Here is a 24,326-nt window from a genome sequence, read left to right as displayed (position 1 = left end):
GAAGGTAGCAGCATTCTGTCATGTAGTCGATAGCAGTCATATCGCAGTGTTCGGTTAAGGTGGGTACTTCCTGAAGTGGAGGAGATCTCGAGAACGTAGGCTGCGACAACTACGAACCCTGACCAGAAGGAGGGGCGATGGTGGAAAGTGACGGCGTTGGGCAATTGTCCGAGGTCCTCGATGACCGGATCGGCACACATTTGAGGCGGATAACGCGACTGCTCATCGACGCCAAGGCTGCCGCACTCGAACCGCTCGGAATCACCGTGCCGCAGTACTCCGCGCTCCTGTCGGTCAAGCACCTCGAGCCAAGTTCGGCCGCACAGCTTTCGCGAGCCGGCTTGGGAACACCGCAGTCGATCGCGACCATGCTGTCGACACTCGAAGGGAAAGGGTTCATCAATCGCCAGGCCTCTCCCATTCATCGAAAGCTTGTCGAAGTTCGACTCACTCGTCTCGGACTGAAGACGGTCGACGAGGCGGACCATCTGGCGGCAAGCATCGAGAACGATCTGCGACGAGCTCTCGGTGAGGAGCTTTTCAGCAGTATCCTGGAGGTCGAGCGGGTTGCCGCGGCACTCTTTCTGCAGTAGTGGGAATGCGGCTTGCCTCGAGGTGTTGGCAATCGACCTCGCGGTTGCGGACATGACTGCCTGACCCACGCACGTATGCAAAGCAAGTGCTTGGTTGGTATGGTGTGCTCGTGCCCCGAACCCCCAAAGCCGTAGGACGACGCGATGAGCTGCTCGAGCTCGCCGCGACGCTCTTTGCCGAACGTGGCATGCGTGCAACGACGGTCCGTGACATTGCCGACGCAGCTGGGATTCTCTCCGGGAGTCTCTATCACCACTTCGACTCCAAGGAGTCGATGGTCGACGAGATTCTGCGGGGGTTCCTCGACGAACTCTTCGACAGCTACCACAAGATCGTGGCAGAGGGATTGGGTCCGCGGGAAACCCTGGAAGGTCTCGTAGTGGCGTCGTTCGACGCGATCGACCGCTCGCACTCGGCCGTCGCGATCTATCAGGACGAGGCCAAGCACCTCGTCGGCACCGAACGCTTCGAGTACATCACCGAGCGCAATAGTGAGTTTCGTGAACTCTGGAACGGTGTGGTCGAGCGCGGTATCGCAGACGGCAGTTTCCGGCCGGATGTCGACGTCGAACTCGTCTACCGATTCATGCGCGACACAGTGTGGGTGGCCGTCCGGTGGTATCGCCCGGGCGGCAAGCTCACCGCAGAAGCCGTCGCGCAGCAGTATCTCGCCATCGTGCTCGACGGATTGTCGAGCACTCCCAAGTCCGTCACACGATCCCGCACGGCGTCAACCTAGGAGAGTCTTCCCATGCCCGAGGCCTACATAATCGACGCTGTTCGAACTCCGGTCGGTAAGCGCGGCGGTTCCCTCGCCGAGACGCACCCCGCCGATCTCGGTGCGAGCGTCCTGCGTTCCCTGATGGATCGGTCCTCGATCGATCCGCCCCAGATCGACGACGTCATTTTCGGTTGTGTCGACGCCATCGGTGGGCAAGCTGGAAACATTGCGCGCACAGCCTGGTTGGCGGCTGGATTCCCGGAGGAAGTACCTGGGGTCACTGTCGATCGTCAGTGCGGTTCGAGCCAGCAGGCGATTCACTTCGCCGCCCAGGCCGTCATGAGCGGAACGTCGGATCTGATCGTCGCCGGTGGCGTACAGAACATGACGCAGATCCCGATCGCGGCAGCGATGGTCGTGGGACAGCAGTACGGCTTCGAGACCCCGTTCAGTGGGTCGAAGGGGTGGGAGCATCGCTACGGCAAGCAGGAAGTCTCACAGTTCCGCGGCGCCGAGCTCATCGCCGAGAAGTGGGACGTCACGCGTGAAGACATGGAGCAGTTCGCTCTGGCCAGCCATCAGCGCGCTCGACACGCCATAGCCGAAGGGCGATTCGATCGCGAGATCGTCGGCGTCGGCGACTTCATGGTCGACGAGTGCCCGCGTGAGACGACTCTCGAGAAGATGGCTTCGCTCAAGACCCTCATCGAGGGTGGACGGCTCACCGCAGCCCTCGCCAGCCAGATCTGCGACGGAGCGAGTGCGACTCTCGTGGCTTCCGCAGCAGCAGTCGAGGCACACGGACTCACCCCGCGCGCCCGGATTCATCACCTCAGTGCCCGCGGTGCCGACCCGATCTTCATGCTGAGTGCGCCGATCACGGCCACCAAGCACGCACTCGAGAAGGCCGGCCTGTCGATCGACGACATCGACGTCGTGGAAATCAACGAGGCGTTCGCTCCCGTCGTCCTGGCGTGGCTGAAGGAGACCGGCGCTGATCCGGCCCGGGTCAACATCAACGGTGGTGCGATCGCTCTCGGGCACCCACTCGGCGCGACGGGGGCAAAGCTGTTCGCCACCATGCTGTGTGAACTCGAACGTACCGGTGGCCGCTACGGCCTGCAGACCGTATGTGAAGGCGGCGGTACCGCCAACGTCACGATCATCGAACGGCTCTGATTCTCCCGTAACGCGCCGGCGTCGGGGCGAATGTCGGACCTGTGTGCGACCCTGTGGTCGTGACCGAGTTCGCCCCCGACGCCCCGGCGAGCAGTGCTGAAGCCAGCATCATGCACGCCGATCTGGACTCGTTCTACGCGTCGGTGGAGCAGCGAGACGACCCACGCCTTCGAGGAAAACCGGTGCTGGTCGGTGGTGGGGTCGTGCTCGCCGCCAGCTACGAGGCCAAGGCATTCGGGGTCCGAACCCCCATGAGTGGCGCCCGCGCCCGCGCCCTGTGTCCGCACGCAATTTTCGTTGCCCCTCGTATGGAGGCGTACACCGAGGCGAGCCGGGCCGTATTCGAGATCTTTCGTAACACCACTCCGCTCGTGGAGGGCATTTCCGTCGACGAGGCGTTCCTCGAAGTCGGTGGGTTGGGCAAGATCAGAGGCACCCCGGTCCAGATCGCCGAAAAGCTGCGGCGAGAGGTCAAGGAGCAGGTCGGCCTGCCCATCACTGTCGGCATCGCCTGCACCAAGTTTCTGGCGAAAGTGGCCAGCGCGGTCGGAAAGCCCGACGGGTTGCTGTTGGTTTCGCCCGGCCGTGAGCTCGAGTTCCTTCATCCGCTGAAGATCGAGCGGCTATGGGGCATCGGGAAAGTCACCGCCGAGAAGCTCCATGCGTTCGACATCGTGACTATCGGTGACATCGCCGCCCACAGCGAAGCGTCCATCGTGTCGATTCTCGGTAAAGGCGCCGGGCATCATCTGTATTCGCTCGCCAACAATCGTGATCCCCGACAGGTTCAGACGTATCGGGGACGCAGTTCCATCGGTGCGCAGCACGCACTCGGGAGCGGCCCGACGTCGTCGGCGGAGGTGAAGGTCTCCCTCATCGCCCTGGTGGATCGAGTGACGCAGCGGATGCGTGCCGCTGAACGCACCGGTCGTACAGTGGTTTTGAGCATACGGTTCGGTGACTTCACCCGGATCACACGTTCCCACACGCTCGGCCGTGCGACGGCCGACACCCAGGCCATTCTCGACGCGTCCCTGACGCTTCTGCAGGAAGCTGCGTCTCTGATCGCCGAGCGTGGGATCACGCTGGTGGGCATCACTGTCTCGAATATCGAACGCACGGGCACCGAGCAACTCGAGCTGCAGTTCGATCGACCCGAGAATGCGCCGAGTGCTTCTGCGCTCGATGTGGCGCTCGACGGCGTCCATACCAAATTCGGCAAGGGCGCTCTGACCAGGGGAGTGTTGTTGGGCCGCAACTCCGGTTCTTCGGTTCCGCTACTTCCGGACTGACACCGTCAGCTCGAAGTTCTTCGGCATCAACGTCAGCCGTTCCTCGATCTTCAGCCGGTAGTCGGGGTCGGCCCGAATGTCGAACTGCTGCAGTATGGTTCCGAGAACGAGCACTGCTTCATGAATGGCGAACTGCCGACCGATGCAGGCACGTTCACCCGTACCCCAGGGCTTGTAGACGTGCCCCGGCCGGAACCGAACATTGGCGGAAAGAAACCGATCGGGACTGAAGGCGTCAGGGTTCTCGCCCCAGACCGGGTCTCGGTGCAGACCCGGAATGAGAACGAACGCCCAATCGCCCTTCTTCATCGAATGGATGCCGCCGATCGAGGTGTCTTCGCGTGCCTCGCGGGCGAATGCAGGCGCCGTCGGCCACAGCCTCAAACTCTCGTCGAGGATGCGTCGAACCAGGCGGAGCTTGGGGACCTGCTCGAACTCCGGGGTCTGCGAACCCCATACCTCGTCGACTTCGGCACGCGCGGCCTCGAGAATGTCGGGGTGCTGCGAGAGGTAGTACAGAGCGAAAGACAGCGCGCCCGAAGTGGTTTCGTGGCCGGCGATCAGGAACGTCACGATCTGCTGACGAATGTTGATCTCGCTCAGGGCATTGGGATTGTCGGCGTCACGTGCCGCATCGAGCATGATGTCGAGTAGATCGCCTCGACCGGAGGTGCCGGCGTCGCGGCGAGTACGCACGATGTCGTCGAGAAGGGTTGCGATGTAGTGCTTGTCGCGATCGTTCCTACGCTCGGCTTTGCGAAAAACGATGTCGGCCAGCCATGGGATCGGCACGATTTCGCGTCGTTGATTGTGTGAGAGTACCCCGACCATCGCGTCGACGAACGGGTGCGGCTTGTCGCGGTCGAACGAGTCGAACCCGTAGCTGAATCCGGTTCTGCCGATGGTGTCGAGGGTCAGCTTGGTCATGTCGGCGGACACGTCGACCTTGGTGTGCGCGCGCCAGTGCGCCGTGAGGTCGGCCGCGACGTCGACCATGATGTGGTGGTAGCTGCGCATTGCGGGCTGAGTGAAGGCCGGGCGAAGCAGGTCGTGTGCTTTCTGCCAGTTCGGTTCGTCCGAATACGCAGTGAACAGGCCGTCGCCTCCGATCGAGCGCAAGCCCACGATAGCGGGGGATACGTGTTTGACGAACCGATGTTCGTCGCACAGCTCTCCAGCCAGGTCGGCGCCCGAGACCATCACGTACTGGCGACCTAGTATTACGCGTTCGAAGATCGGGCCCAATTTCTTCGACAGTGCTATCGAATCCTGTACGGGTGTGGACGCGTGGACGCCGACGACGTCGCCGAGGAGCGGCAGGCGCCTCCTCGGGTGCGGAAGTGCGTGCGTCGCCACGTCGACGTCGGTGACCATGCTGACCCTCTCGATTCACTACTGAACTCGAATACAACAGTGAACCTACTCGCTACTGAATCAGTGTCAACTTCTCACTCGGCGATGCAATGTCGGCCTGGGTGACGGGTTGGCGCAGGATCGTCTTCAGCTTGTCCGGGGCGGTGCGGCGTACGTCGCTGAGGTAGACCTCGTGGTGCTTGCCTGTCATCCGTAGCGACTGCGACGGGATGAATTCGTAATGCATCCGGTCGAGCACGGGCCCCTCGTCGTCGTAGGGGCCGATGTGGAGGGTCTGGACAGCGAGGCCTTCGCTCGAGGTCTCGCGCCGAAGCGCGGGGAGGGCAGGCGCGCCACCTTTTCGTTCGACGGTACGCAGCGCTGCGTCGAAGTGATCATCGTTGATCCAGTCGGGAGTCATGATCATCACCGTCCAGTCCCATTGGGACTTGTCCCGAGCCGAAGTGAACGAATCCATATCGCTGGACCACCAGAGCGCTTCGAGTGGCATCACGGTGTAGTCGCGGTCGAGTTCGTTCTTGCTGAGGAACTTCAACGTGTATGCAACGGGATAGATCGTCGCAAGAGCATCCCGGTAGGCGGTGGAGGTGTTGGGATCCCCGTGGCCGTCGATCATCAAGAACGTCATGTCCGGTACGGTGACGACCTCGAATCTGCCCCGAGGTGCGGTGTACGTCTGGATCTGCTTCTTGAAGTCGATCTTCACGATCGGTTCCCCCGTGTGTCTACCCTCGGTGGCGCGGCTCGCCATCGATGACGGTTTGTAGTGCGTCGCCGTAGCTTTCGACGATGGTATCGGTAGATGCGGCGAGCAGCCACGGGCTTTCGACGACGTAGAGAGCGTTCATCAGTCCGGATAGCTGAGCTGCGAGCAGATGGGCGCGCAATTCGGCGTCGCCCCCGGAAAGCCGCGGCGCAAGTGGCGCGATGATCATCTGCTCGATCGCCTCCTGCAGGTGTTCGCGGACCACTGGGCGGTCCGATGCGCGAACGAGTGCTGCGTAGACGGCAGCCGAAGTGCCCACCTGTCGCTGACGTGTTCTCCGGACCACGAAATCGACCAAGGCCCTGCCCAATTCGTCGAGTGGACCTTGCATGACCTCTACGAACGCGTCGGACATCGTCATCGTGCGAATGAATAGCTTTTCCTTGGAGCCGAAGTATCGAATGACCAGAGCTGGATCCACGCCGGCGTGTCTGGCGATGTCACGGACCCCGGTGGCGGCAAAGCCTTGTTCGGCGAACAGTTGCGCCGCGGCGGCCTGTACGGCTTGGCGGTTGTGGGCGGTACCCGACCGGGCGCCGTCGTCTGAGATCTCGACCAGCATGCTTCGCATCCTTCGTTCGGTTCGATCGACCACTTGTCACCAATCATAGTCAACAGTGTTGACAAATCCACTGTCAACACTGTTGACTGTCGTTTGTCATCATCGTTGACATTTGAACTGAAAGGTTTGTTGCGCATGCCACACTCCAGCGACCACCGGCACCCCGACTGGGATCAGGCCTTCGGGGCCGACACCGAAGCCATCGCACCCGCTCATATCTTGGAGCACTCCCAAGCATCGGCGCCCGCCGCCGGGGAAAGTCGGACCGCGTGGCGCTCCGTCGTCGAAGCGATGGTGTTTCCGATCTTCTTCGCCGTGATGTTCGCGCTCTGCTATGTGAGCGCCTTTCACAATCCGACACCCCGGAATGTGGAAATCGTGGTCACTGGACCCGAGTCCTCCACCTCGATACTCGTCGATCAACTCGCGAGCAAAGTCGAGGGCAAATTCGACCTCCAGACATCGACAGACACCGCTGCAGCGATCGAACGCCTGCAAGGCCGCGAGATTGCCGGCGTCATCGAACTGGGTTCACCCATGACCGTGCACGTCGCGTCCGCCGAGGGTCCGGTGCTCGTGCAAGCAGTCGAGGGGTTGACCCAACCACTTGCCGCCGCCCAGGGACAGCCGGCGAACATCGTCGATCACGCGCCGCTCGCACCCGATGACCCCACCGGCCAAGCGTTGTTCTACCTGCTCGTGGTGTCCACGATCATCGGCTATCTGACGATCACCGTCCTCGCACAGGTTGCCCCGGCCATGAAGATGCGACCCAAGCTTGGAATTCTCGCCGGGATGTCCTTCATCGGTATCGCGTTGTCGTACCTCGTGTCGTCGATATTCGTGGGGTTCTACGCAGCTTCGTTCGTGGAGAACCTGGCGATGCTCGCGGTGATCTTCACCTATACCTTCACCGTCGGACTGGTCAGTATTCTGGCCAACAAGGTATTCGGCCATGCCGCGATCATGGTGGTGATGCTCCTCATGATCTTCCTGAACTTCCCCAGCGCAGGTGCGGCCATCCCGGTCGACTTCCTCCCCGGATTCTGGTCGGGTGTCAGTAACTTCTGGATCGGCTCAGGGGCGATGGATGCGGCCCGTTCCATCGTTTACTTCGGTAGTACTGGCGTCGACAAGGGACTGTTCATCCTGGGCGGATGGCTCGTCCTCACCGTGGCACTGCTGGTCTTCACCCACCGGCCCAAGAAGACGTCGAAGGATGTTGCGGCGCACGCCGCACACTGACCCGACAATGGACGTGGACTCCTCGAGCATTTGGCGGAGTCCACGTCCATCTTCGTCTCGAAGTGCTGCCGAGTAACATCGCCAACACGATGTCCAGCCCACGTAAACGCCTGTCACCTGATCTGCGACGCGCACAATTGCTCGACATCGGGTCCCGCCTGTTTGCCGAGCGACCGTACGAAGATGTGTGGATCGAGGAGGTCGCCGACCTCGCAGGCGTCTCACGCGGATTGATGTATCACTACTTTTCCTCGAAGCGTGACTTCTTCGCCGAGATCATTCGCGTCGAGTCGGCACGGATTCTCGAGATGACAGCCCCCGATACCTCGCTCCCGATCACCGAGCAGGTCGCAGCGGGGCTCGATGCATATATCGGTTACGTGCTCGCCCACGAACACGGAATCCGTGCGGTCAACCGAGGCGCGATGTCCGGAGACACCGAGATTCAGGCGATGGTGACGGCCGAACTCGGGGTGCAGCAGGATCGAATCCTTGCAGCCCTTCCCCCAGCGGTCCGAGAGGACGAGGTGCTCAGAACGGCGCTACGGGGATGGGTGTCGTTCGTACGGGCTGTATGCCTCGACTGGATGGACCGCCGGACCATCTCCAAAGAAGATGTGCGCGCGCTGTGCCTACGGGCGCTCGAGGGACTTCTCAGGCTCTAGAAGGAGCGCACTACCAGGACTATCGTGGCGGCTATGTGCCGAAACATCACGACCCTGCGCGGGCTCGAACCGCACGCCACGGACGATGAGATCGAGGCCGCGGCAAGACAATATGTTCGCAAGATCAGTGGCGTCCAGAAGACGTCCGACGCCACCAGGGAGGCGTTCGAGCAGGCCGTCGCGGAGGTGACCGCCACGACGCACCGACTGCTCGATGCGCTGCCCGAGCGACGTCAACCGCCCCCCACCGTCCCGCCCCTGCGCAGGCCCGAGGTCCAGGCGCGGATTGCCGCAAAGGCTTCCGCTTCCTAGCTCTCGGCTGGTCTGGCAGGGGACGATATCGGTGGAGGGCGGTGACAGAAGGTCGATCAGCTAACGGTCGTGAACTTCTGGATGTCCTCGATCCGACGCACTGCGTCTTCGACGATCGAGGAGATCAGCTCGGCACAGGTCGGCAGGTCTTCGATCATTCCGACAACCTGACCCGACGCCAACACACCAGCGTGCGTATCGCCGTCGACCAAGCCTGCTTTGAGCAGCATCGGGGTGTTCGCAGCCATGATGATCTGCTGCCACGTGCGATCGCTGCTGCGGCGCATGGCAATTCCGTCGCGGGCGAGATTCGACCACGTCATACCGGTCATCGACTTGAACTTGCGAGCATTGCCGACAGCGGCGAACAGGCCACGAGCGGGGTTCGACTGCTCGAGGCTCGTCACCAGTTCGGTGTTGAGCACCCGGTGGGGCATGCCGTCGACGCGTCGCGAGACCGTCGTGTCCTGCAGACCCCGTTTGAGGTATTCCTGCTTGACCGAATCGGGAACCGTGCTCTCCTGCGTCAACAGGAATCGGGTACCCATCGCAACGCCCGCCGCGCCGTAGGCCAGTGCGGCAGCGAGGCCGCGGCCGTCGTAGAAGCCGCCTGCCGCCACTACGGGGATGTCGACGGCGTCCAGCACGGACGGGAGCAGAAGCGTCGTGGCGACAGGTCCGGTGTGACCGCCGCCCTCGCCGCCCTGGACGATGACTGCGTCGGCGCCCCAGGCGGCAACCTTCTTGGCGTGCTTGGCTGCACCGATCGATGGAATTACTACTACGCCTGCCTTCTTGAGCAGCGCGATGAGTTCTTCCTTGGGTGCCAGCGCGAAGGATGCGACACGCACGTTCTCCCGAATCAGGAGATCGATGCGTTGACGAGCGTCGGTGGCATCTGCACGGATGTTGACGCCGAAGGGCTTGTCGGTCAACGTCTTCGTCTTCGCCACTGCCGCTTCGAGCTCGGCGTAGGTCATCGTCGCCGACGCCAGGATGCCGAGGCCGCCTGCGTTGGCGGTGGCCGCGACCAGGCGCGGCCCGGCAACCCAGCCCATGCCGGTCTGAACGACGGGATGTTCGATGCCGACCAGCTCGGTCAACGGCGTGCGAAGGCCGGTCATCCCTTGACCTCGCGGCTACGAGACCCCTTGGGGTCGATGACGCCGAGCAGGGTCATCTCCTCGTCGGTGGGGAGCCTGGAATCGGTGACATCGTTGGTGTCGAGTTCGAATCCGGTGTTCTCGAGCACCTCGTCGACGGTGACTCCGGGATGCACCGAGAGCAGGCGCATCGCGTGGTTCTCGCCGGAGAAATCGAATACACCCAGATTGGTGACGACCCGGTGCAGATCGTGGTGGGCGAACCCTGCGTTGTCGGTGACGCGGTCGTAACCGACACCGGACACCAGATCGACGGTCTCGGTGAAGACGCGTGCCGAGTGCCGCGCAATCCAGTAACTGGTGCGGTGATTGATCGTGTTGCCGGGGGCGCCGCGGGAGCCGAACATCTGTCGGGTCGGCTTGTCGTGCGGTCCGAAGTGCGAAATGTTCTGGTTGCCGAACCGGTCGATCTGGTTGGCGCCCATCACGACATGACGTCGACCGCTGGCGACGACGTCGAATACCTTCCGGTACGGGATCCATCCCTCGATCGCACCGGTGGCACCGAGTGCCGGTGTGTCGGCCATGAGGTACGCCTCTCCGTCGGAGAGGAGTAGATCGGGCTCGGTGGTGAGTTTGGCCAGGCGGGCGCCGATGCTGGGCATGAGGCCCATCGGGCTTGCCATGATCTCGCCTGCGCCTGCGAACATATCCGCGCATGCAACTGCGCAGATGTCCGCCCGGGTGATGTCGATGCCGCTCATGCGGACGCCCCTTCCTGATTTGTCAGCTGAGCGAAGCGCTTCCACCCGTCGGGTTCGGACGCTGCCTCCGCATACTGTTTCTGGAGTTCTTCGTCGCGACCGTAATCAGGTACGCACGAGGTGAATCCGGCACCGCCCGGTGCCTCCACCACACCGTCGACCATCATTCGGTTCAGCAGGAGAGCCTGTGGGGGAGCGCTTGCAACGAGCTCTGCGGTATCGACGATGCGTTCGACGGAGACGAAACGCTGTTCGGCAGCAAGGCAGAACAGGTCGTCGAAGTACGGGTCCGGGCCGAGGTATGCGGCGTTGCCGTGGGCGTCGGCGAGGTTCAGGTGAACCAGCGCGGCATCGAGTTCGAGAGCAGGCATCGCGATGAGTTCGCTGGCATCGTCGTACGGCGAGACAACGGTCTTCAACTCGGGGAAGTACTTCGGCACATCGGAACCGAGACCGGCACGCATCGGCAGGAACGGCAGTCGCTGTGCGGCAGCCTGGAGGCCGGTGTTGACCATGCCCTCGTCGAGCTCGCGGATCTCGATCGCTCCGGCCGTGCGGGCTGCGGAGAAGTACGGGTCGTACGGAATCGAGTCGAGGGAGACGAAGCCGAAGTAGAGCTTCTTCAATTTCCCTGCGGCACAGAGCAAGCCGACGTCCGGTCCGCCGAAGCTGACGACAGTCAGATCGGTCACGTCCGAGCGAAGGATCGCCTGGATCAGAGCCATCGGCTTACGACGTGATCCCCAGCCCCCGATGCCGATCGTCATGCCGCTCTTCAGCCGGCCCGCGACGTCGTCGGCGGTAAGTACTTTGTTGCGCATTGCTGTCATTTTGCTGCTGCTCCTTTGGCACGTGCGAGATCGTCCTCGAACGATGCGCGGATCTCGTCGGCGGCTCCCGACAGGTTCAGTTCGAAGGTGAAGCCTTGCTCGTAGCGGTAGCTTCTGTGTACCGGCTGCAGATCGATACCGTTGAGTGCTTCCTTCGCGGCTCGGATCACCCGCGGGTCCTTGGCCGCGATATCGCGTGCGATTTCCAAGGCCGTATCGTCCAGTTCCGCTCGCGGAACCACTCGGTAGACCGAGCCGTGGTGCTCCAACTGCTGCGCGGTGATGGTGGACGCGGTGAAGAACAGCGCGCGCATGAGGTGCTGTGGGACGAGTCGGGACAGATGCGTCGCCGCGCCCAGGGCGCCGCGGTCGACCTCGGGGAGTCCGAAGGTTGCGTCGTCGGAAGCCACGATGATGTCGGAGTTACCGACGATCCCGATGCCCCCGCCGAGGCAGAATCCCTGCACGGCGCTGATGACCGGGACCGCGCAGTCGTAGACCGCTGCGAACGCGGCGGCGCATCCCCGGTTGGCGTCGATGAGGCGTCCGTGCCCGGAGTCGCGCGCGAACTCCTTGATATCGACGCCCGCGCAGAACCCGCGGTTCTCCGCTCGCACGACCACGACGCGTGTGTTCTCGTCGCGGCTAGCTGCGGTGACTATGTCAGCGAAGTCGAACCATCCTTGCGTCGGATACGCATTGACGGGTGGGTAGTCGACCGTGACGACGGTGATTCCGTCGGTGGTGCTCGAAGTGATTGCCATTGATCAAGGATCCTCACGTAAGCTGAAAAACAAGCAAGTGCTTGGTAGGTTAACACGAAGACAGCGATATCGGTCTTCTCGACGGTTCGGGGCTCTGCTCGAAAGGGTCGTTTCCGCGGTTTTCATCGAATTACAAGATCAACATGTCTGTTGATCAGCGGAAAACAGTCGACTACCGGGTATAGAGTTACCTTTTCGTTATCGTTACGGCGCCTCATGCGGGCGGTGCCTCTCCGTTCCGGAAGGATGAAATGTCCCCGATGTCGATCGACTTCGCGGCACGTCTGAACAAGCTCTTCAGCATCGTGCATCCCCCTGGCCGCAGGCCTCACACCAATGCCGAAGTTGCCGATGCGCTCGCCGGCAGCGGACATCAAATTTCCAAGCCGTACATTTCGCAGCTGCGGTCCGGTCAGCGCAACAACCCGTCGGACGAAACGGTTGCCGCACTGGCTCGCTTCTTCAAGGTCGAACCGGACTACTTCTTCAACGACATCTACGCCGCCAAAGTCGATCACGATCTCGAGCTTCTCGCGCAGCTGAAGGGCTACGGCCTACGGCGGCTGGCGACCAGGGCTTTCGACCTGTCCGCGGAGTCGCAGAATCTCCTGAGTTCGATGGCGGAGAAGTTGCGAGCCAGTGAAGGTCTTCCGGAGGTTCCGCCGGACAGCACCGGATAGGGCGCGTCCTGCACACATTCGGACGGCGATTTGTCGATAGACATGGCCGCGAGCAGCTATTCTTGAAACCTGGGGGTTGCTGAAAAGTAGCTGATGCGCTTGAATCCTCAACAAGGGATGGTTCAGTCGCCGGTTCGCCGTCGATAGTGCTGGCGAGGCGTTGAAGGGCAGTAGTACATTGACTGACGATCGCAGTGAATCGTTCGATGCGCTCGACGGTGGCCTCGCCATCGAGCAGCCCCTCCTCCGCGCAGTGTTGTCCTACACCCCGGACGGCCGCCCTGCTCCGCATCCGTACGAGTGGGTAACCTTGCACTCCGAAGACGGTGCTGCAGCAGTCCGTCTGAGGATGGTGTGCGCAACCGGAATCGACAACGCCGTCAGAGGACCGTTCGATTCCGTGTTCTACCCGTTCGGCTCCTTCGACATCATCGTCCCGTCACGAAAACCGGGTCAGGGCGCGTTGCTGATGATCCAGTTGACCGGACCGGATGCGCCCACCCGATTCGAATTCGACGTCGAGCTCCCCGCCGACTGGGCGCTGCGGGTGGAAGTCGACGGATCGGTGACGGCACTCGACGAGATGGGCAGAGGCAGGATCTACGTCGGAGCGCCGTGGGCGTTCGATGCCGAGTCCTGCCGAGTACCGATCCGTTACACGCTCGAGAGCGGCAAGCTCGTAAAGAACATCGAACTCGGCGCAACCACTGCGTATCCGGTACTCGTAGATCCCGACCCCGACGCAATTCTCACCGGAGACGGGCGCTTGATCACCGAAACGTGGATTCCGTGGCTCGCGCCGAGCAGCGACGATGTGGCGCTGCTCGACACGAAAAAGCCGCCGAACCAACTGTGACCTCCAGCTGAGAGGTTCAGATCCGTTCGATGATGGTGCCGGTGGACAATGCCCCACCTGCGCACATGGTGATCAATGCTGTCGAACCGTTGCGACGCTCGAGCTCGTGCAGCGCCGTGGTGATGAGTCGAGAACCGGTGCTGCCGACCGGGTGGCCGATTGCCAAGGCTCCGCCGTTGACATTGACCTTGTCCATATCGGGCTTGTGTACCGAGGCCCAGGACAGCAGAACCGAAGCGAACGCCTCGTTGACCTCGAACAGGTCCAGGTCGCCGATCTTCATCCCGCTCTGCTCGAGCACCCGCGTGGTGGCCTGCACCGGGCCGTCGAGGTGGAACTCGGGCTCCGCTCCGACCAGGCACTGCGAGACGATGCGCGCACGAGGGGTGAACCCGAGCTCTCTGGCGCGGTCCTCATCCATCAGGATGACGGCTGCGGCGCCGTCGGAAATCTGTGAAGAGGTACCTGCCGTGTGCATTCCGCCGTCCATCACGGGCTTCAGCTTCGCCAGCGACTCGGCCGTCGTGTCACGCAAGCCCTGATCCCGGCTCACGGTCTCGTCTCCGACCTGCACCGGCATGACTTCACGATCGAAGCGCCCCTCCTCCCATGCCGCTTTCGCGAGGGCCTGCGACCGAACGCCGAGGGCTTCGAGGTCAGCTCGGGTGATGCCGCGGCGTCGTGCAATCCGCTCCGCCGCTTCGAACTGATTCGGCAGGTCGATGCTCCACGACTCGGGCCGTCTCGGTCCGGCGTTCTCGCCGACATTGGCGCCCAGGGGAACGCGGCTCATGGCTTCGACGCCGCAGGCCATACCGGTGTCGATGGCTCCGATCGAAATCAAACCGGCGATCAGGTGGTTGGCCTGTTGCGCCGACCCGCACTGAGCGTCGATCGTCATGGCACCTGCCTGCCACGGCAGGCCCGCGTGAAGCCAAGCAGTCCTGGTGATGTTGTTCGACTGTTCACCGGCCTGGGTGACACATCCGCCGATGACTTGCTGGACCAACTCGGGGGCGACGCCGAGCCGCTCGATTGCGCCGGTCTGGGCAAGGCCGAGCAATTCGGCAGCGTGCAGACCCGACAGCCATCCACCTCGCTTGCCGATCGGTGTACGGACGGCCTCGACGATAACGGGATTGCCCACTGCGGGCTCCTCTCTTTTCATTCGAAAGTAGAACAGGTTCCATCTTACTGTTAATGGCGGTTGACCGTATCTTCTTCCCTATCTCGACCCCTTGTGTTTGAATAAACCTAGAACGTGTTCCATAAGAGCGCGGCCGTACAAAGTGGCTCCGAGCAGGAGCGCAGCCTGCTCGGCGGCCCTGAACAGGACCGCAGCCTGTGCATCGACCCAAGAAACTGTCAGGAGAGCAAGTGACAGACCTACATCAGGACCTCATTCGTCCCGATTTGCCAGAGGGCTTCGACCCGACCGATCCCAGTATCTACGAACAGAGGATACCGGTCGAAGAGTTCGCCGAGCTTCGCAAGACAGCTCCGGTCTGGTGGTGCCCGCAGCCGCGCAACGTCGGGGGATTCGACGACGACGGATACTGGGTCGTCACCAAGCATGCCGAGATCAAAGAGATCTCCAAGCGCAGCGACGTGTTCTCGAGCTTCGAAAACACCGCGATGCCGCGATTCAACGACGACATCACGCGCGAGCAGATCGAACTGCAGCGCTTCGTGATGATCAACCAGGACGCCCCCCAGCACACCAAGACCCGCAAGATCGTCGCCAAGGGATTCACCCCCAGGGCGATCGGTGGCCTGCACGACGAGCTCGAGCGTCGTGCGCAGGAGATCGTCAAGAAGGCGGCAGAGAACCCGACCGGTGACTTCGTCACCGAAATCGCCTCGGAGCTGCCGTTGCAGGCCATTGCCGATCTGCTCGGGATCCCGCAGGAGGATCGCAAGAAGATCTTCGATTGGTCCAACGAGATGACCGCGTACGACGATCCGGAGTTCGACATCGACCCGGTCGAGGCGTCGACCCAGATTCTCGGGTACGCGTACGGCATCGCGGACGAGCGTCGAAAGTGTCCTAAAGACGACATCATCACCACCCTGATCAACGCCGACATCGACGGTGATCACCTCGCACCCGAGGAATTCGGCTTCTTCGTGATCATTCTTGCCGTCGCGGGCAACGAGACCACCCGCAATGCGCTCACACACGGGATGGGCGCGTTCATCGACAATCCTGAGCAGTGGGAGTTGTACAAGAAGGAGCGCCCGGACACCACGGCCGACGAAGTTGTTCGTTACGCCACCCCGGTCACCTCCTTCCAGCGCACCGCGAAGGAAGATTTCGACCTGAACGGCACCACGATCAAGGCCGGTGACCGAGTCGTGATGTTCTACGGCTCCGCGAACTTCGACGAAGATGTCTTCGAGGACCCGTACAAGTTCGACATCCTACGAGACCCGAATCCGCACCTCGGTTTCGGTGGCCACGGTGCCCACTACTGCATCGGGGCGAATCTCGCGCGGATGGAGATCAATTTGATGTTCAACGCGATCGCCGACCACATCCCCGATATCTCCAAGCTCGGCGATCCACGTCGACTGCGTTCGGGATGGCTCAACGGAGTCAAGGAATTCCAGGTCGACTACAAGGGCGGCTGCCCAGTCCCGCACTAACCCGGTAGCAGACACGAGAGCGGCAGTACGTCTTCGAAGACGTACTGCCGCTCTCGTATGTGTAGGGCGTCTAGATGAACTTCTCCGCGAACTTCCGAAGCGAGTCCTGCTTCGCTTCCAGCGGACCGTCGAATCCGATGCCGTCGAATATCCACGGCACCGAGATGATGTCGGTGACACCGGCGTCTTCGAGTTCGGCGTAACCGTCCTTACCGAAGCGGTCGACGCACACGGTCTGGATCTCGAAGGGTTTGTCGGCGGTGCCGTACTCCTCTCGGAGTTCGCGCAGACGGGCGATGACGGTGACCAGATCGTCGAACTTGATCATCGCCGAGGTCCACCCGTCACCCACCCGAGCGGCGCGTCGTAGCGCCACATCGGTGTGCCCGCCGATATAGAACGGAACTGGCTTCGTCGGTGCCGGACTCATCTGAAGCTTGTCGAAATCGAAGAACTCGCCGTGGTACTCCACCATGCCGCCGCCGAGAATCGCCTTGATAACCTCGATCATCTCGTCGACGCGTTTGCCACGCTTGGCGTAAGGCGCCCCACACCATTCGAATTCCTCTGGAGCCCAGCCGATCCCGACACCGAATCCGAATCGATTGTCGGTCAGTACAGCAACCGAACCTACCTGGCGGGCAAGCAGAACCGGATTGCGAGAACCGAGCTTGAGGACCTGGGTATAGAACTCGATGGTCGAGGTCACCGCACCCATTGCTGCCGCCGCGATGAGCGGATCGACCCAGGGGGTCTCGGCATTCCACATTCGTGTGCCATCAGGGGTGTACGGATAGTCCGTCGACTGGGTTTCCATGTAGAACAACGAATCCGGCAGCGCGATCGAAGAAAACCCGCACTCCTCCGCAGTCTTCGCCAGCGCCGGCAGTTCGTGTAGCGGTGTCATTGCAATACCGACCGTGTACTTCATGGCTGTTCGCTCCCTACGACCCACATGGAAAAATATTGGGACCCTCCACCGTAGGCGTGGCCGAGGGCTTTCTTGGCATTGTCCACCTGGTGTTCGCCGGCGCGGTGCATAACCTGCATTGCAGCCTCGGCAAACCTGATCATTCCCGACGCCCCGATGGGGTTGGACGACAGAACGCCGCCGGAGCAGTTGACCGGGAGCTTACCGCCCATGGCGGTGTCGCCTGCCTCGGTCAGTTTCCATCCCTGACCCTCGGGCACGAATCCGAGGTTCTCGAGCCACATCGGTTCGAACCACGAGAACGGAACGTAGATTTCAGCGACGTCGATCTCTTCGAGGGGATCGGTGATTCCCGCTGCTTTCCACAGTGCCGCAGCCGCATCCCGGCCCGCCTGCGGATTGACCTGGTCGCGCCCGGCGAACGTCGTTGGCTCGGTGCGCATCGACGTAGCGTGGATCCAGGCGACCTTCTTCCCGTCCGCCTCGCGAGCGTGGGCAGTAGCCTCGTCGCCGATCACCACCGCGCAGGCCCCATCGGACGACGGGCACGTCTCGTCGTAACGGATGGGGTCCCACAGCATCTGTGACGCCTGAACCGACTCCAGTGTGATGTCCGGATGCTTGAGGTGCGCGTAGGGATTCCGGCTCCCGTTGAGCCGGTCCTTCACCGCTACCATGGCGCCGATGTGCTCGGGTGCACTCGAACGGCGGATGTACGAGCGGATATGTGGCGCAAAGTATCCACCGGCGCCCGCACCGACGGGCATGTTGAACGGAACCGGAATCGACAAGGCCCACATGGCATTGCTCTCCGATTGCTTCTCCCAAGCTACGGCGAGAACACGTTTGTGTACGCCCGACTGCACCAACGACGACGCCACGATGGCCGTCGAGCCACCCACCGAACCGGCAGTGTGGACGCGTAGGAGCGGCTTGCCGGTGGCGCCGATGGCGTCGGCCATGAACAACTCGGGCATCATGACGCCCTCGAACAGGTCGGGTGCCTTGCCGATGACGACCGCATCGATGTCATCCCACGACACCTCGGCGTCGATCATCGCGCGGTCGATCGCCTCGCGCACGAGTCCGGACATCGAAACATCGTGTCGCTTGGCGACATAGTGAGTCTGGCCGGTACCCAGTACCGCAGCGGGTTGCTTGCTCACTTATCTTCCCTCCATGACGGCGACCAAGTTTTGTTGTAGCAGTGGGCCGCTCGTTGCATGCGCGAGAACCCGACCGGCACTGCCGTCGAAGATCCTCGACGCCGCATGGCCGATTCGCTCGAGCCCGGCGGAGAACATCGGGTTCCCCACCAGCGTGCCACCGGAGGGATTGATCGTCGCGGTCTCGGGGAGCCAGTCGGACAGAATCAGTTCCTGATGGGTGAACGGTGCGTGCAGTTCGGCCAGTTCGATGCCGGCAAGATCACCGCCCGACGCTTTCACGGCGGCGTTGTATGCCGACGGGGCCGTCGTCAGATCCCGTGCGCCGAAGTTCGGTGAGTCGATCAGATGCTCGATTCCACTTATCCACGCGGGGTTTTCGCGGAGAGAACGCGCACGATCACCCGTAGCGAGCACGATCGCCGACGCACCATCGGTCACCGGCGCGCAATCGTGTGCGCGCAGGGGATCGGCTATGTAGTCCGCCTGAAGCAATTGTTCTATGTCGAGGTTGCCGGACAACTGGGCCAACGGATGCGCGTTGGCACGGTTGCGGACGGCGACCTCGGCCATTGCTCGCGCGTCCCACTTCCCGGCGTCGATCCCGGCACGCGCCTGCAGTCCGGCGATGGACAGCGAATCCGGCCACAGCGGAGCGACGAGGTAGGGATCGAGTTGCATCGCAAGAATTTTCGCCAGAGTTCCCGCCGACGACTTTCCGAAGCCGTACACCAGAGCTGTCTCGACCTCGCCCGTCATCAGTTTGATCCAGGCCTCGTACAGTGCCCATGCCGCATCCATCTCTACGTGAGACTCGTTGATCGGCGGGACCGCACCGATGGCGTCGATAGCGGAAATGAAAGAAAATGCCCGTCCGGCCAGGTAGTCGGAAGAACCCGAGCACCAGAATCCGATGTCGGACTTCGTGATTCCCAACTCGGTATACAACTGCTGGAAACATGGAACCAGCATCTCGACGCCGTTGGTGGTACCCGCCGTCTGTGCGACATTCGGTGCCTGTGCGAAGCCCACCACTGCGATATCGGTCATGCTCTCGCCCCTCAGAGGTGGTGCTTGTAGGTGTCGTACTCGGCGTCGGGTTCACCCGTCGGCCTGAAGTACTCGATGTTCTCGAGCGTGTAACCCCATTCCGCGCGCGGCTTCCACTTGGCCTCGACCCGCATCCCCATCCGAACTTCCGCCGGATCGCATTCGAGAATCAGATGCTGAAACGGAATGTCGGCGCCGTCGAGCAGCACATATGCCGCAATGTACGGGGGCTTGATCTTCTGGCCCTTGAACGGCACATTGACGATGCAGTAGGTCGTCATGATGCCGTGATCGGGCAGTTCGACCCTCTCCGTCGTCGGCCGACCGTCCGTCGGGCTTGCGCCGCGCGGCGGGACGTAGACCTTGCCCTCGGAATCTGTTCGACCCCCGATGAAGCGTCCTTCGGCGAGACCACGAAGGTAGTAACTTTCCTCGGCCGAGGCAGTGTGGGTGTATTCGAGGCGGACGGGGGTGGTGATCATCTCGACGGTTTCCCCGGGCCCACCTTCGGGTTCCGGTCCGGACTCCTCCGCTCGGTCCGCAGGTTCGAAGCACACGACGTCGTGAATGTCGCCGGTGTGGTCCTGTGCCCATCGCGGCTGTACGCGCATTCCGGTGGACATCCGGTCCGCGGACTCGGCGTCGACGGCGTGAAGGAGTGAGGTGTCCGCGCCGTCGAGTTGGATCAGTGCGAAGGCGAAAGGGTGATCGAGTGGGTGGTCGTCGTACGGAGTGTTTACCCAGGACCACGAAGTTACGGTGCCTGTGGAACCGACGTCGACGAAGTCGGTGATGGGTTCTTTTGTGACGGAGTCGTATTCGGGTGGGGGTACGTATACCCGCCCGTCGCTTCCTCGTCCGCCGATGAATTGCTTGCGGCGCAGTCCCGTCAAAAAAGCCCCGATGGTTGGCCCGACAGAGCGGGTGTAGTCGAAGGCGTTGTTCAAGGGCGCGCTGAGTGGTGTACTCACCATAGTCACATTTTTCAGTAGAACAGGTTCTCATTATGGTGGCAAGGCCGCGCTACGGGAAGGCTCGTGAATGAAGCTCGGATTGCAGCTCGGATACTGGGGTGCACAGCCTCCTACTGGCACGGGCGAACTGGTCGACGCGGCCGAGGCCGCCGGTTTCGACGCCATCTTCGCGGCCGAATCCTGGGGGTCGGACGCGTTCACTCCGTTGGCGTGGTGGGGTGCACGTACGGAGTCGGTGCAGCTCGGTACCTCGGTTGCGCAGTTGTCCGCTCGTACGCCGACGAATTGCGCCATGCACGCCTTGACGCTGGACCATCTGAGCGGGGGGCGGGCGATCCTGGGCCTGGGCGTCTCGGGCCCCCAGGTCGTCGAGGGGTGGTACGGGCAACCGTTCGCCAAACCACTGGCTCGGACTCGGGAATACGTCGACATCGTGCGGCAGGTTCTCGCCCGCGAGGCGCCGGTTACCAGTGCGGGGCCGCACTATCCGCTGCCCGTGGACGGAACGGGGATGGGGAAGCCGCTCAAGCCGATCACTCATCCGCTGCGCGCGGACCTGCCGATCTGGCTGGGTGCGGAAGGTCCCAAGAATGTTGCCCTCGCCGCCGAGATCGCGGACGGCTGGCTGGCTATCTACTATTCGCCGCGGCTTGCATCGATGTACAACGGGTGGCTGGACGAGGGATTCGCCCGCCCGGGCGCGCGACGCAGCCGAGCCGATTTCGAAGTTGCTGCCACCTGCCAGGTAGTGCTCACCGACGATCGAGCTGCCACCATCGCGCGGCTCAAACCGACCATTGCGCTGTACGTGGGAGGCATGGGCGCGCCGGAACTGAACTTTCACGCCCAGGTGTACAACCGAATGGGTTACGACCGCGAAGTCGCGGAAATCGGCAAGCTCTATCAGTCCGGGCGTAAGGACGAGGCCGCAGCGATGGTGCCCGATGAGATGGTTGCCGAAACCATGATCATCGGAAACGCCGATTACGTCCGCGAAGAGGTGAAGCGGTGGGAGGATGCTGGCGTCACGATGCTTCTGGTGACCGCAGATACTGCAGATCGAGTACATGAACTCGGGGCCTTGCTCAAGGAGTAGAACGAGTTCTAGATTGGGAGCTATGACCGTCGACACCAATACGCAGACCCGAGGCGGTGGATTGTGGAACATCGCTGCCGAGGAACCCGATCGAATCGCCCTGGTGGACCCGATCGGCGGCGAGTACAGTTTCGGCGAGTTGGCTTCCACGGCAAACAAATATGGACGTGGCCTCCACGACTTGGGTCTCCGGCCCGGTGACAGCGTCGTGATGATGTTGCACAACAGTGCCGACCTCGTCGCGTTCTATTTCGCGGCTTTGCAGACCGGGTTGTACATCGTCGCGGTCAATTGGCACCTCACCGGACCCGAGGTTGCCTACATATTGAAGGACAGCGAGGCGAAAGCCTTTGTCGCATCGGATCTTTTCGCGGAGGCGGCGACCTTTGCCGCCGAGGAATCCGGAGTCGAAGGCCGGTTCTCCGTTGGCGCGATCGACGGTTTCACCCCACTGCAGGATCTCGGCGAGTCCGAGGAACGACCGGAGATCCGCACCCTGGGTGGGCCGATGCTCTACACCTCGGGAACGACGGGAAAGCCGAAAGGGGTCCGGCGCCCGCTCACCGGCGCCGACCCCGACCAGGTGCCACTCGCATCGAGTGGCTTCTTCGGAATCTTCGGGATCAAGCCATTCGACGATCACGTGCATATCTGCGGTTCGCCGTTGTATCACACAGCCGTACTGAACTTCGTAGTTATCTCGATTCAATTGGGGCACAAGGTAATACTGATGGATCGATGGGATCCGGAAGAGATGCTCGCCTTGATCGACCGCCACCGCGTCACGCACAGTCATATGGTCCCGACACAGTTCCACCGCTTACTGGCGCTACCGGAAGCCGCGCGAGCGCAGTACGACGTGTCCTCGCTCCGATTCATGATCCACGGTGCTGCGCCGTGCCCGCTCGAGGTCAAGCGGCGCATGCTCGAGTGGTGGGGGCCTGTGGTGACCGAATACTATGCAGCGACGGAGGGCGGTGGGACCGTCATCTCGGGTGAAGCATGGCTGCGTAAACCCGGATCGGTGGGCACTGCATGGCCCAACTCGGTGGTCAAGGTGCTCGGCGACGACGGAATCGAACTTCCGGTGGGTGAGCCGGGGCAGATCTACATGCGGATGGGCGGCTCCAGTTTCGAATATCACCACGACGAGAAGAAGACCGCGGAAGCGCGAGTGGGAGACCTTTTCACGCTCGGCGACATCGGCTACCTCGACGAGGACGGGTATCTCTTCCTGTGTGATCGTAAGTCCGACATGATCATCTCCGGGGGAGTCAACATCTACCCCGCCGAGATCGAGGGTGAGATGATCAACCACCCCAAGATCGCCGATATCGCGGTATTCGGTGTACCCCATGTGGATTGGGGCGAGGAGATCAAAGCTGTCGTACAACCGGAGGCGGGTGTCGAGCCCAGTGACGAACTCACCGAGGAGATCATGGCATTCGCGCGTGAGCGTTTGGCCAAGTTCAAGCTGCCGAAGTCCGTGGACTACGTAGCAGAGCTGCCCAGAGATCCGAACGGAAAGTTGTACAAGCGCACACTGCGGGATCCGTACTGGCAGGGGCGCAGCAATATCTAGAGCGGATCGTGCTGTATGTGCTCCATCGGCGTACCGCTTCTGCGCAGTGCGTACATGGTCGTACGCACCATCGAGGGGGATCCGGATATCTGAATTTGCCGGTCCGCCCATGAGCCGAATTGCGTTACGACAGTGCTGATCTGACCATAGAGTTGACGATGCATTCCCCACGGCAGTTCACGCGTAGGACCGGAGTACCACCAGGGGTCCTCGTAATCCTCGGTCACCGGAACTACCGTCAACCATGGATTCGACAGCGAAATCTGCCACAGCGTTTCGATGTCGTACAGATCGCACGGGTACACGCCGCTGACGAACAGGTGAACGCGTGGGTTGGTGCTGCGCAACGCCATGTCCATGATCTGCGCTCGTAGCGGCGCAATCCCGGTTCCGCCGGCAATCATCAGCACGTCCTCGTGACTGTTTCGATCGATGGACATGCCGCCGAGAGGAGGACTTATCGCCCACCTGTCGCCGATAGATACCTCGGAGACCATCGCGGGACTGACCCATCCTCCCGAGACGCGCCGAACGTGAAATTCGATCTCCCCCTGTGGATTACTCGGTATCGCCGGTGAGAGGTATCGCCACAGATTGGGGCGTTGGGGAATTCGAACGCTGACATATTGGCCCGGGTAGTAGGGAATCGGCTCGTCGACCTTCAGTCGAATGATCGCCAGATCGTCGAGTACCCGGTGGTGCTCGACGACGGTCGCACCCCAATACGGCGGCAACTCGTCGTTGTCCGCTGCTACCGCCATGCTGCGGCTCACTGCATCGAGCGTGTCGGTCCAGGCCGCTTCGACTTCTTCGGTCCACACCTCGTTACCTACGAAACCACGGAAGGCCGCAATGAGCGCGGACTGCCCTGCGCGAAAGTGTGCGCCGGTGATTGCGTGCTTTCGGTGATCGCGTCCGAGTTGCTCGAGAAACGGTTCGACCTGGTCCGTCTTGTCGAGATTGTCGAATATGTAGCCCAGTGCAAGAACGAAATGGCGACGGAGTTGATCCATCGACACCGGAAAGAGCGTCCGGAAGTCCGGATTCTGTGCGAACAGGTGTGCAAAAAAGGAGCGGGCCAACCGATCCGGACCATCCTCGGCGGCCTGCACCGATTTGAAACCGGCCCGGATCAGGGCAATAGCTCGCTCGTCCTGCATGAACCAACCTCCGT

25 protein-coding genes are annotated in these 24,326 nt (G+C 61.9%); 12 read left to right on the top strand and 13 right to left on the bottom strand.

Features of this window, described 5'->3' with window-relative positions; all coding sequences use genetic code 11:
* Nucleotides 1-137 precede the first annotated feature (137 nt).
* The 4 genes from BJD99_RS03780 (at nucleotide 138) to dinB (ending at nucleotide 3,786) form a co-directional block, all read left to right on the top strand.
* Entirely contained in the window at nucleotides 138-593 is a 456-nt protein-coding gene (locus tag BJD99_RS03780) for a MarR family winged helix-turn-helix transcriptional regulator (protein WP_084345459.1), read from the top strand.
* Nucleotides 594-703: 110 nt separating this feature from the next.
* Nucleotides 704-1,333 (top strand): TetR/AcrR family transcriptional regulator, encoded by a 630-nt coding sequence (locus tag BJD99_RS03775; protein ID WP_256895473.1) that lies wholly within the window; start codon nucleotides 704-706, stop codon nucleotides 1,331-1,333.
* A 12-nt stretch (nucleotides 1,334-1,345) separates the two neighbouring features.
* Nucleotides 1,346-2,494, top strand: a complete 1,149-nt coding sequence (locus tag BJD99_RS03770; RefSeq protein ID WP_084345457.1) for an acetyl-CoA C-acetyltransferase — start codon at nucleotides 1,346-1,348, stop codon at nucleotides 2,492-2,494.
* A 110-nt stretch (nucleotides 2,495-2,604) separates the two neighbouring features.
* A complete protein-coding gene (gene dinB, locus BJD99_RS03765; protein WP_256895510.1) occupies nucleotides 2,605-3,786 on the top strand; it encodes a DNA polymerase IV in 1,182 nt (393 codons plus the stop codon).
* Here the strand turns inward: dinB and BJD99_RS03760 are convergent.
* From BJD99_RS03760 to BJD99_RS03750, 3 genes are read right to left on the bottom strand one after another with little or no spacing between them, the layout of a single operon-like run.
* Nucleotides 3,772-5,160, bottom strand: coding sequence for a cytochrome P450 (locus BJD99_RS03760; protein ID WP_084345455.1), 1,389 nt, complete (start codon nucleotides 5,158-5,160; stop codon nucleotides 3,772-3,774). The two genes, dinB and BJD99_RS03760, sit on opposite strands and share 15 nt — an antisense overlap.
* 52 nt (nucleotides 5,161-5,212) lie before the next feature.
* Nucleotides 5,213-5,866, bottom strand: a complete 654-nt coding sequence (locus BJD99_RS03755) for a GyrI-like domain-containing protein (protein WP_084345873.1) — start codon at nucleotides 5,864-5,866, stop codon at nucleotides 5,213-5,215.
* Between the two features lie 19 nt (nucleotides 5,867-5,885).
* On the bottom strand, nucleotides 5,886-6,488 hold the full coding sequence (locus BJD99_RS03750; RefSeq protein ID WP_084345872.1) for a TetR family transcriptional regulator: 603 nt from the start codon (nucleotides 6,486-6,488) through the stop codon (nucleotides 5,886-5,888).
* Between the two features lie 135 nt (nucleotides 6,489-6,623).
* Here BJD99_RS03750 and BJD99_RS03745 point away from each other — a divergent pair, with 135 nt between their 5' ends.
* The 3 genes from BJD99_RS03745 to BJD99_RS03735 all read left to right on the top strand — a co-directional run bounded on the left by BJD99_RS03745 (nucleotide 6,624) and on the right by BJD99_RS03735 (nucleotide 8,710).
* Nucleotides 6,624-7,733 (top strand): ABC transporter permease, encoded by a 1,110-nt coding sequence (locus tag BJD99_RS03745; RefSeq protein WP_256895472.1) that lies wholly within the window; start codon nucleotides 6,624-6,626, stop codon nucleotides 7,731-7,733.
* Between the two features lie 89 nt (nucleotides 7,734-7,822).
* Nucleotides 7,823-8,398: a TetR/AcrR family transcriptional regulator gene (locus BJD99_RS03740; RefSeq protein ID WP_084345870.1), complete on the top strand. Its 576-nt coding sequence runs from the start codon at nucleotides 7,823-7,825 to the stop codon at nucleotides 8,396-8,398.
* 33 nt (nucleotides 8,399-8,431) lie between these two features.
* The gene (locus tag BJD99_RS03735) at nucleotides 8,432-8,710 is read left to right on the top strand and encodes a DUF2277 domain-containing protein (protein WP_084345454.1); all 279 of its coding nucleotides are present in this window, start codon (nucleotides 8,432-8,434) and stop codon (nucleotides 8,708-8,710) included.
* Nucleotides 8,711-8,766: 56 nt separating this feature from the next.
* Here the strand turns inward: BJD99_RS03735 and BJD99_RS03730 are convergent, their stop codons facing one another.
* Genes BJD99_RS03730 through BJD99_RS03715 form a run of 4 tightly spaced genes read right to left on the bottom strand, consistent with a single transcriptional unit; the run spans nucleotide 8,767 to nucleotide 12,171 of the window.
* Nucleotides 8,767-9,834 (bottom strand): nitronate monooxygenase family protein, encoded by a 1,068-nt coding sequence (locus BJD99_RS03730; protein ID WP_084345453.1) that lies wholly within the window; start codon nucleotides 9,832-9,834, stop codon nucleotides 8,767-8,769.
* The gene (locus BJD99_RS03725; RefSeq protein ID WP_084345452.1) at nucleotides 9,831-10,577 is read right to left on the bottom strand and encodes a CoA-transferase subunit beta; all 747 of its coding nucleotides are present in this window, start codon (nucleotides 10,575-10,577) and stop codon (nucleotides 9,831-9,833) included. The genes BJD99_RS03730 and BJD99_RS03725 overlap by 4 nt, the downstream gene beginning before the upstream one ends.
* A complete protein-coding gene (locus BJD99_RS03720) occupies nucleotides 10,574-11,398 on the bottom strand; it encodes a CoA transferase subunit A (RefSeq protein WP_084345869.1) in 825 nt (274 codons plus the stop codon). The genes BJD99_RS03725 and BJD99_RS03720 overlap by 4 nt, the downstream gene beginning before the upstream one ends.
* A 5-nt stretch (nucleotides 11,399-11,403) precedes the next feature.
* Nucleotides 11,404-12,171: an enoyl-CoA hydratase family protein gene (locus BJD99_RS03715; protein WP_084345451.1), complete on the bottom strand. Its 768-nt coding sequence runs from the start codon at nucleotides 12,169-12,171 to the stop codon at nucleotides 11,404-11,406.
* A gap of 260 nt (nucleotides 12,172-12,431) precedes the next feature.
* Between BJD99_RS03715 and BJD99_RS03710 the strand changes: the two genes are divergently transcribed.
* Together BJD99_RS03710 and BJD99_RS03705 are read left to right on the top strand one after the other, a co-directional pair.
* A complete protein-coding gene (locus BJD99_RS03710; protein WP_084345450.1) occupies nucleotides 12,432-12,851 on the top strand; it encodes a helix-turn-helix domain-containing protein in 420 nt (139 codons plus the stop codon).
* Nucleotides 12,852-13,029: 178 nt separating this feature from the next.
* Nucleotides 13,030-13,707 (top strand): hypothetical protein, encoded by a 678-nt coding sequence (locus BJD99_RS03705; RefSeq protein ID WP_084345449.1) that lies wholly within the window; start codon nucleotides 13,030-13,032, stop codon nucleotides 13,705-13,707.
* Between the two features lie 16 nt (nucleotides 13,708-13,723).
* On the opposite strand, the gene BJD99_RS03700 is transcribed toward BJD99_RS03705, so the two are convergent.
* The gene (locus tag BJD99_RS03700; RefSeq protein ID WP_084345448.1) at nucleotides 13,724-14,854 is read right to left on the bottom strand and encodes a steroid 3-ketoacyl-CoA thiolase; all 1,131 of its coding nucleotides are present in this window, start codon (nucleotides 14,852-14,854) and stop codon (nucleotides 13,724-13,726) included.
* A 230-nt stretch (nucleotides 14,855-15,084) separates the two neighbouring features.
* Here BJD99_RS03700 and BJD99_RS03695 point away from each other — a divergent pair, with 230 nt between their 5' ends.
* Nucleotides 15,085-16,353 carry a cytochrome P450 gene (locus BJD99_RS03695; protein ID WP_084345447.1) on the top strand — a complete coding sequence of 423 codons (1,269 nt, stop codon included), beginning with the start codon at nucleotides 15,085-15,087 and terminating at the stop codon, nucleotides 16,351-16,353.
* Between the two features lie 70 nt (nucleotides 16,354-16,423).
* Here BJD99_RS03695 and BJD99_RS03690 read toward each other — a convergent pair whose 3' ends face one another.
* From BJD99_RS03690 to BJD99_RS03675, 4 genes are read right to left on the bottom strand one after another with little or no spacing between them, the layout of a single operon-like run.
* On the bottom strand, nucleotides 16,424-17,284 hold the full coding sequence (locus tag BJD99_RS03690; RefSeq protein WP_084345446.1) for a TIGR03619 family F420-dependent LLM class oxidoreductase: 861 nt from the start codon (nucleotides 17,282-17,284) through the stop codon (nucleotides 16,424-16,426).
* Entirely contained in the window at nucleotides 17,281-18,450 is a 1,170-nt protein-coding gene (locus BJD99_RS03685) for a thiolase domain-containing protein (protein ID WP_084345445.1), read from the bottom strand. The genes BJD99_RS03690 and BJD99_RS03685 overlap by 4 nt, the downstream gene beginning before the upstream one ends.
* Entirely contained in the window at nucleotides 18,451-19,500 is a 1,050-nt protein-coding gene (locus BJD99_RS03680) for a thiolase domain-containing protein (RefSeq protein WP_084345444.1), read from the bottom strand.
* Between the two features lie 11 nt (nucleotides 19,501-19,511).
* Complete coding sequence (locus BJD99_RS03675) at nucleotides 19,512-20,474, bottom strand: Zn-ribbon domain-containing OB-fold protein (protein WP_084345443.1); 963 nt, start codon at nucleotides 20,472-20,474, stop codon at nucleotides 19,512-19,514.
* Nucleotides 20,475-20,541: 67 nt separating this feature from the next.
* Here BJD99_RS03675 and BJD99_RS03670 point away from each other — a divergent pair, with 67 nt between their 5' ends.
* The gene (locus BJD99_RS03670) at nucleotides 20,542-21,570 is read left to right on the top strand and encodes an LLM class F420-dependent oxidoreductase (protein WP_084345442.1); all 1,029 of its coding nucleotides are present in this window, start codon (nucleotides 20,542-20,544) and stop codon (nucleotides 21,568-21,570) included.
* Nucleotides 21,571-21,592: 22 nt separating this feature from the next.
* On the top strand, nucleotides 21,593-23,152 hold the full coding sequence (locus tag BJD99_RS03665; RefSeq protein WP_084345441.1) for an acyl-CoA synthetase: 1,560 nt from the start codon (nucleotides 21,593-21,595) through the stop codon (nucleotides 23,150-23,152).
* Here BJD99_RS03665 and BJD99_RS03660 read toward each other — a convergent pair.
* Nucleotides 23,149-24,312, bottom strand: a complete 1,164-nt coding sequence (locus BJD99_RS03660) for an FAD-binding oxidoreductase (RefSeq protein ID WP_084345440.1) — start codon at nucleotides 24,310-24,312, stop codon at nucleotides 23,149-23,151. The genes BJD99_RS03665 and BJD99_RS03660 overlap by 4 nt on opposite strands.
* Nucleotides 24,313-24,326 lie beyond the last annotated feature (14 nt).

Origin of the sequence: Rhodococcus sp. 1163 (assembly GCF_002091985.1) — a bacterium.
In the GTDB taxonomy this organism is placed as follows: Bacteria; Actinomycetota; Actinomycetes; order Mycobacteriales; family Mycobacteriaceae; genus Rhodococcoides.
The sequence above is the reverse complement of the archived record's forward strand: the minus strand, read 5'-3'. Positions and strand labels throughout refer to the sequence as shown.

Excerpts from the sequence above, each read along its gene's own strand:
- BJD99_RS03780 (WP_084345459.1), top strand. The coding sequence starts at position 138 with ATGGTGGAAAGTGACGGCGTTGGGCAATTGTCCGAGGTCCTCGATGAC.
- BJD99_RS03770 (WP_084345457.1), top strand. The coding sequence starts at position 1,346 with ATGCCCGAGGCCTACATAATCGACGCTGTTCGAACTCCGGTCGGTAAG.
- dinB (WP_256895510.1), top strand. The coding sequence starts at position 2,605 with ATGCACGCCGATCTGGACTCGTTCTACGCGTCGGTGGAGCAGCGAGAC.
- BJD99_RS03760 (WP_084345455.1), bottom strand. The coding sequence starts at position 5,160 with ATGGTCACCGACGTCGACGTGGCGACGCACGCACTTCCGCACCCGAGG.
- BJD99_RS03750 (WP_084345872.1), bottom strand. The coding sequence starts at position 6,488 with ATGCTGGTCGAGATCTCAGACGACGGCGCCCGGTCGGGTACCGCCCAC.
- BJD99_RS03745 (WP_256895472.1), top strand. The coding sequence starts at position 6,624 with ATGCCACACTCCAGCGACCACCGGCACCCCGACTGGGATCAGGCCTTC.
- BJD99_RS03740 (WP_084345870.1), top strand. The coding sequence starts at position 7,823 with ATGTCCAGCCCACGTAAACGCCTGTCACCTGATCTGCGACGCGCACAA.
- BJD99_RS03735 (WP_084345454.1), top strand. The coding sequence starts at position 8,432 with ATGTGCCGAAACATCACGACCCTGCGCGGGCTCGAACCGCACGCCACG.
- BJD99_RS03730 (WP_084345453.1), bottom strand. The coding sequence starts at position 9,834 with ATGACCGGCCTTCGCACGCCGTTGACCGAGCTGGTCGGCATCGAACAT.
- BJD99_RS03725 (WP_084345452.1), bottom strand. The coding sequence starts at position 10,577 with ATGAGCGGCATCGACATCACCCGGGCGGACATCTGCGCAGTTGCATGC.
- BJD99_RS03720 (WP_084345869.1), bottom strand. The coding sequence starts at position 11,398 with ATGCGCAACAAAGTACTTACCGCCGACGACGTCGCGGGCCGGCTGAAG.
- BJD99_RS03715 (WP_084345451.1), bottom strand. The coding sequence starts at position 12,171 with ATGGCAATCACTTCGAGCACCACCGACGGAATCACCGTCGTCACGGTC.
- BJD99_RS03710 (WP_084345450.1), top strand. The coding sequence starts at position 12,432 with ATGTCGATCGACTTCGCGGCACGTCTGAACAAGCTCTTCAGCATCGTG.
- BJD99_RS03690 (WP_084345446.1), bottom strand. The coding sequence starts at position 17,284 with ATGAAGTACACGGTCGGTATTGCAATGACACCGCTACACGAACTGCCG.
- BJD99_RS03680 (WP_084345444.1), bottom strand. The coding sequence starts at position 19,500 with ATGACCGATATCGCAGTGGTGGGCTTCGCACAGGCACCGAATGTCGCA.
- BJD99_RS03675 (WP_084345443.1), bottom strand. The coding sequence starts at position 20,474 with ATGGTGAGTACACCACTCAGCGCGCCCTTGAACAACGCCTTCGACTAC.
- BJD99_RS03670 (WP_084345442.1), top strand. The coding sequence starts at position 20,542 with ATGAAGCTCGGATTGCAGCTCGGATACTGGGGTGCACAGCCTCCTACT.
- BJD99_RS03665 (WP_084345441.1), top strand. The coding sequence starts at position 21,593 with ATGACCGTCGACACCAATACGCAGACCCGAGGCGGTGGATTGTGGAAC.
- BJD99_RS03660 (WP_084345440.1), bottom strand. The coding sequence starts at position 24,312 with ATGCAGGACGAGCGAGCTATTGCCCTGATCCGGGCCGGTTTCAAATCG.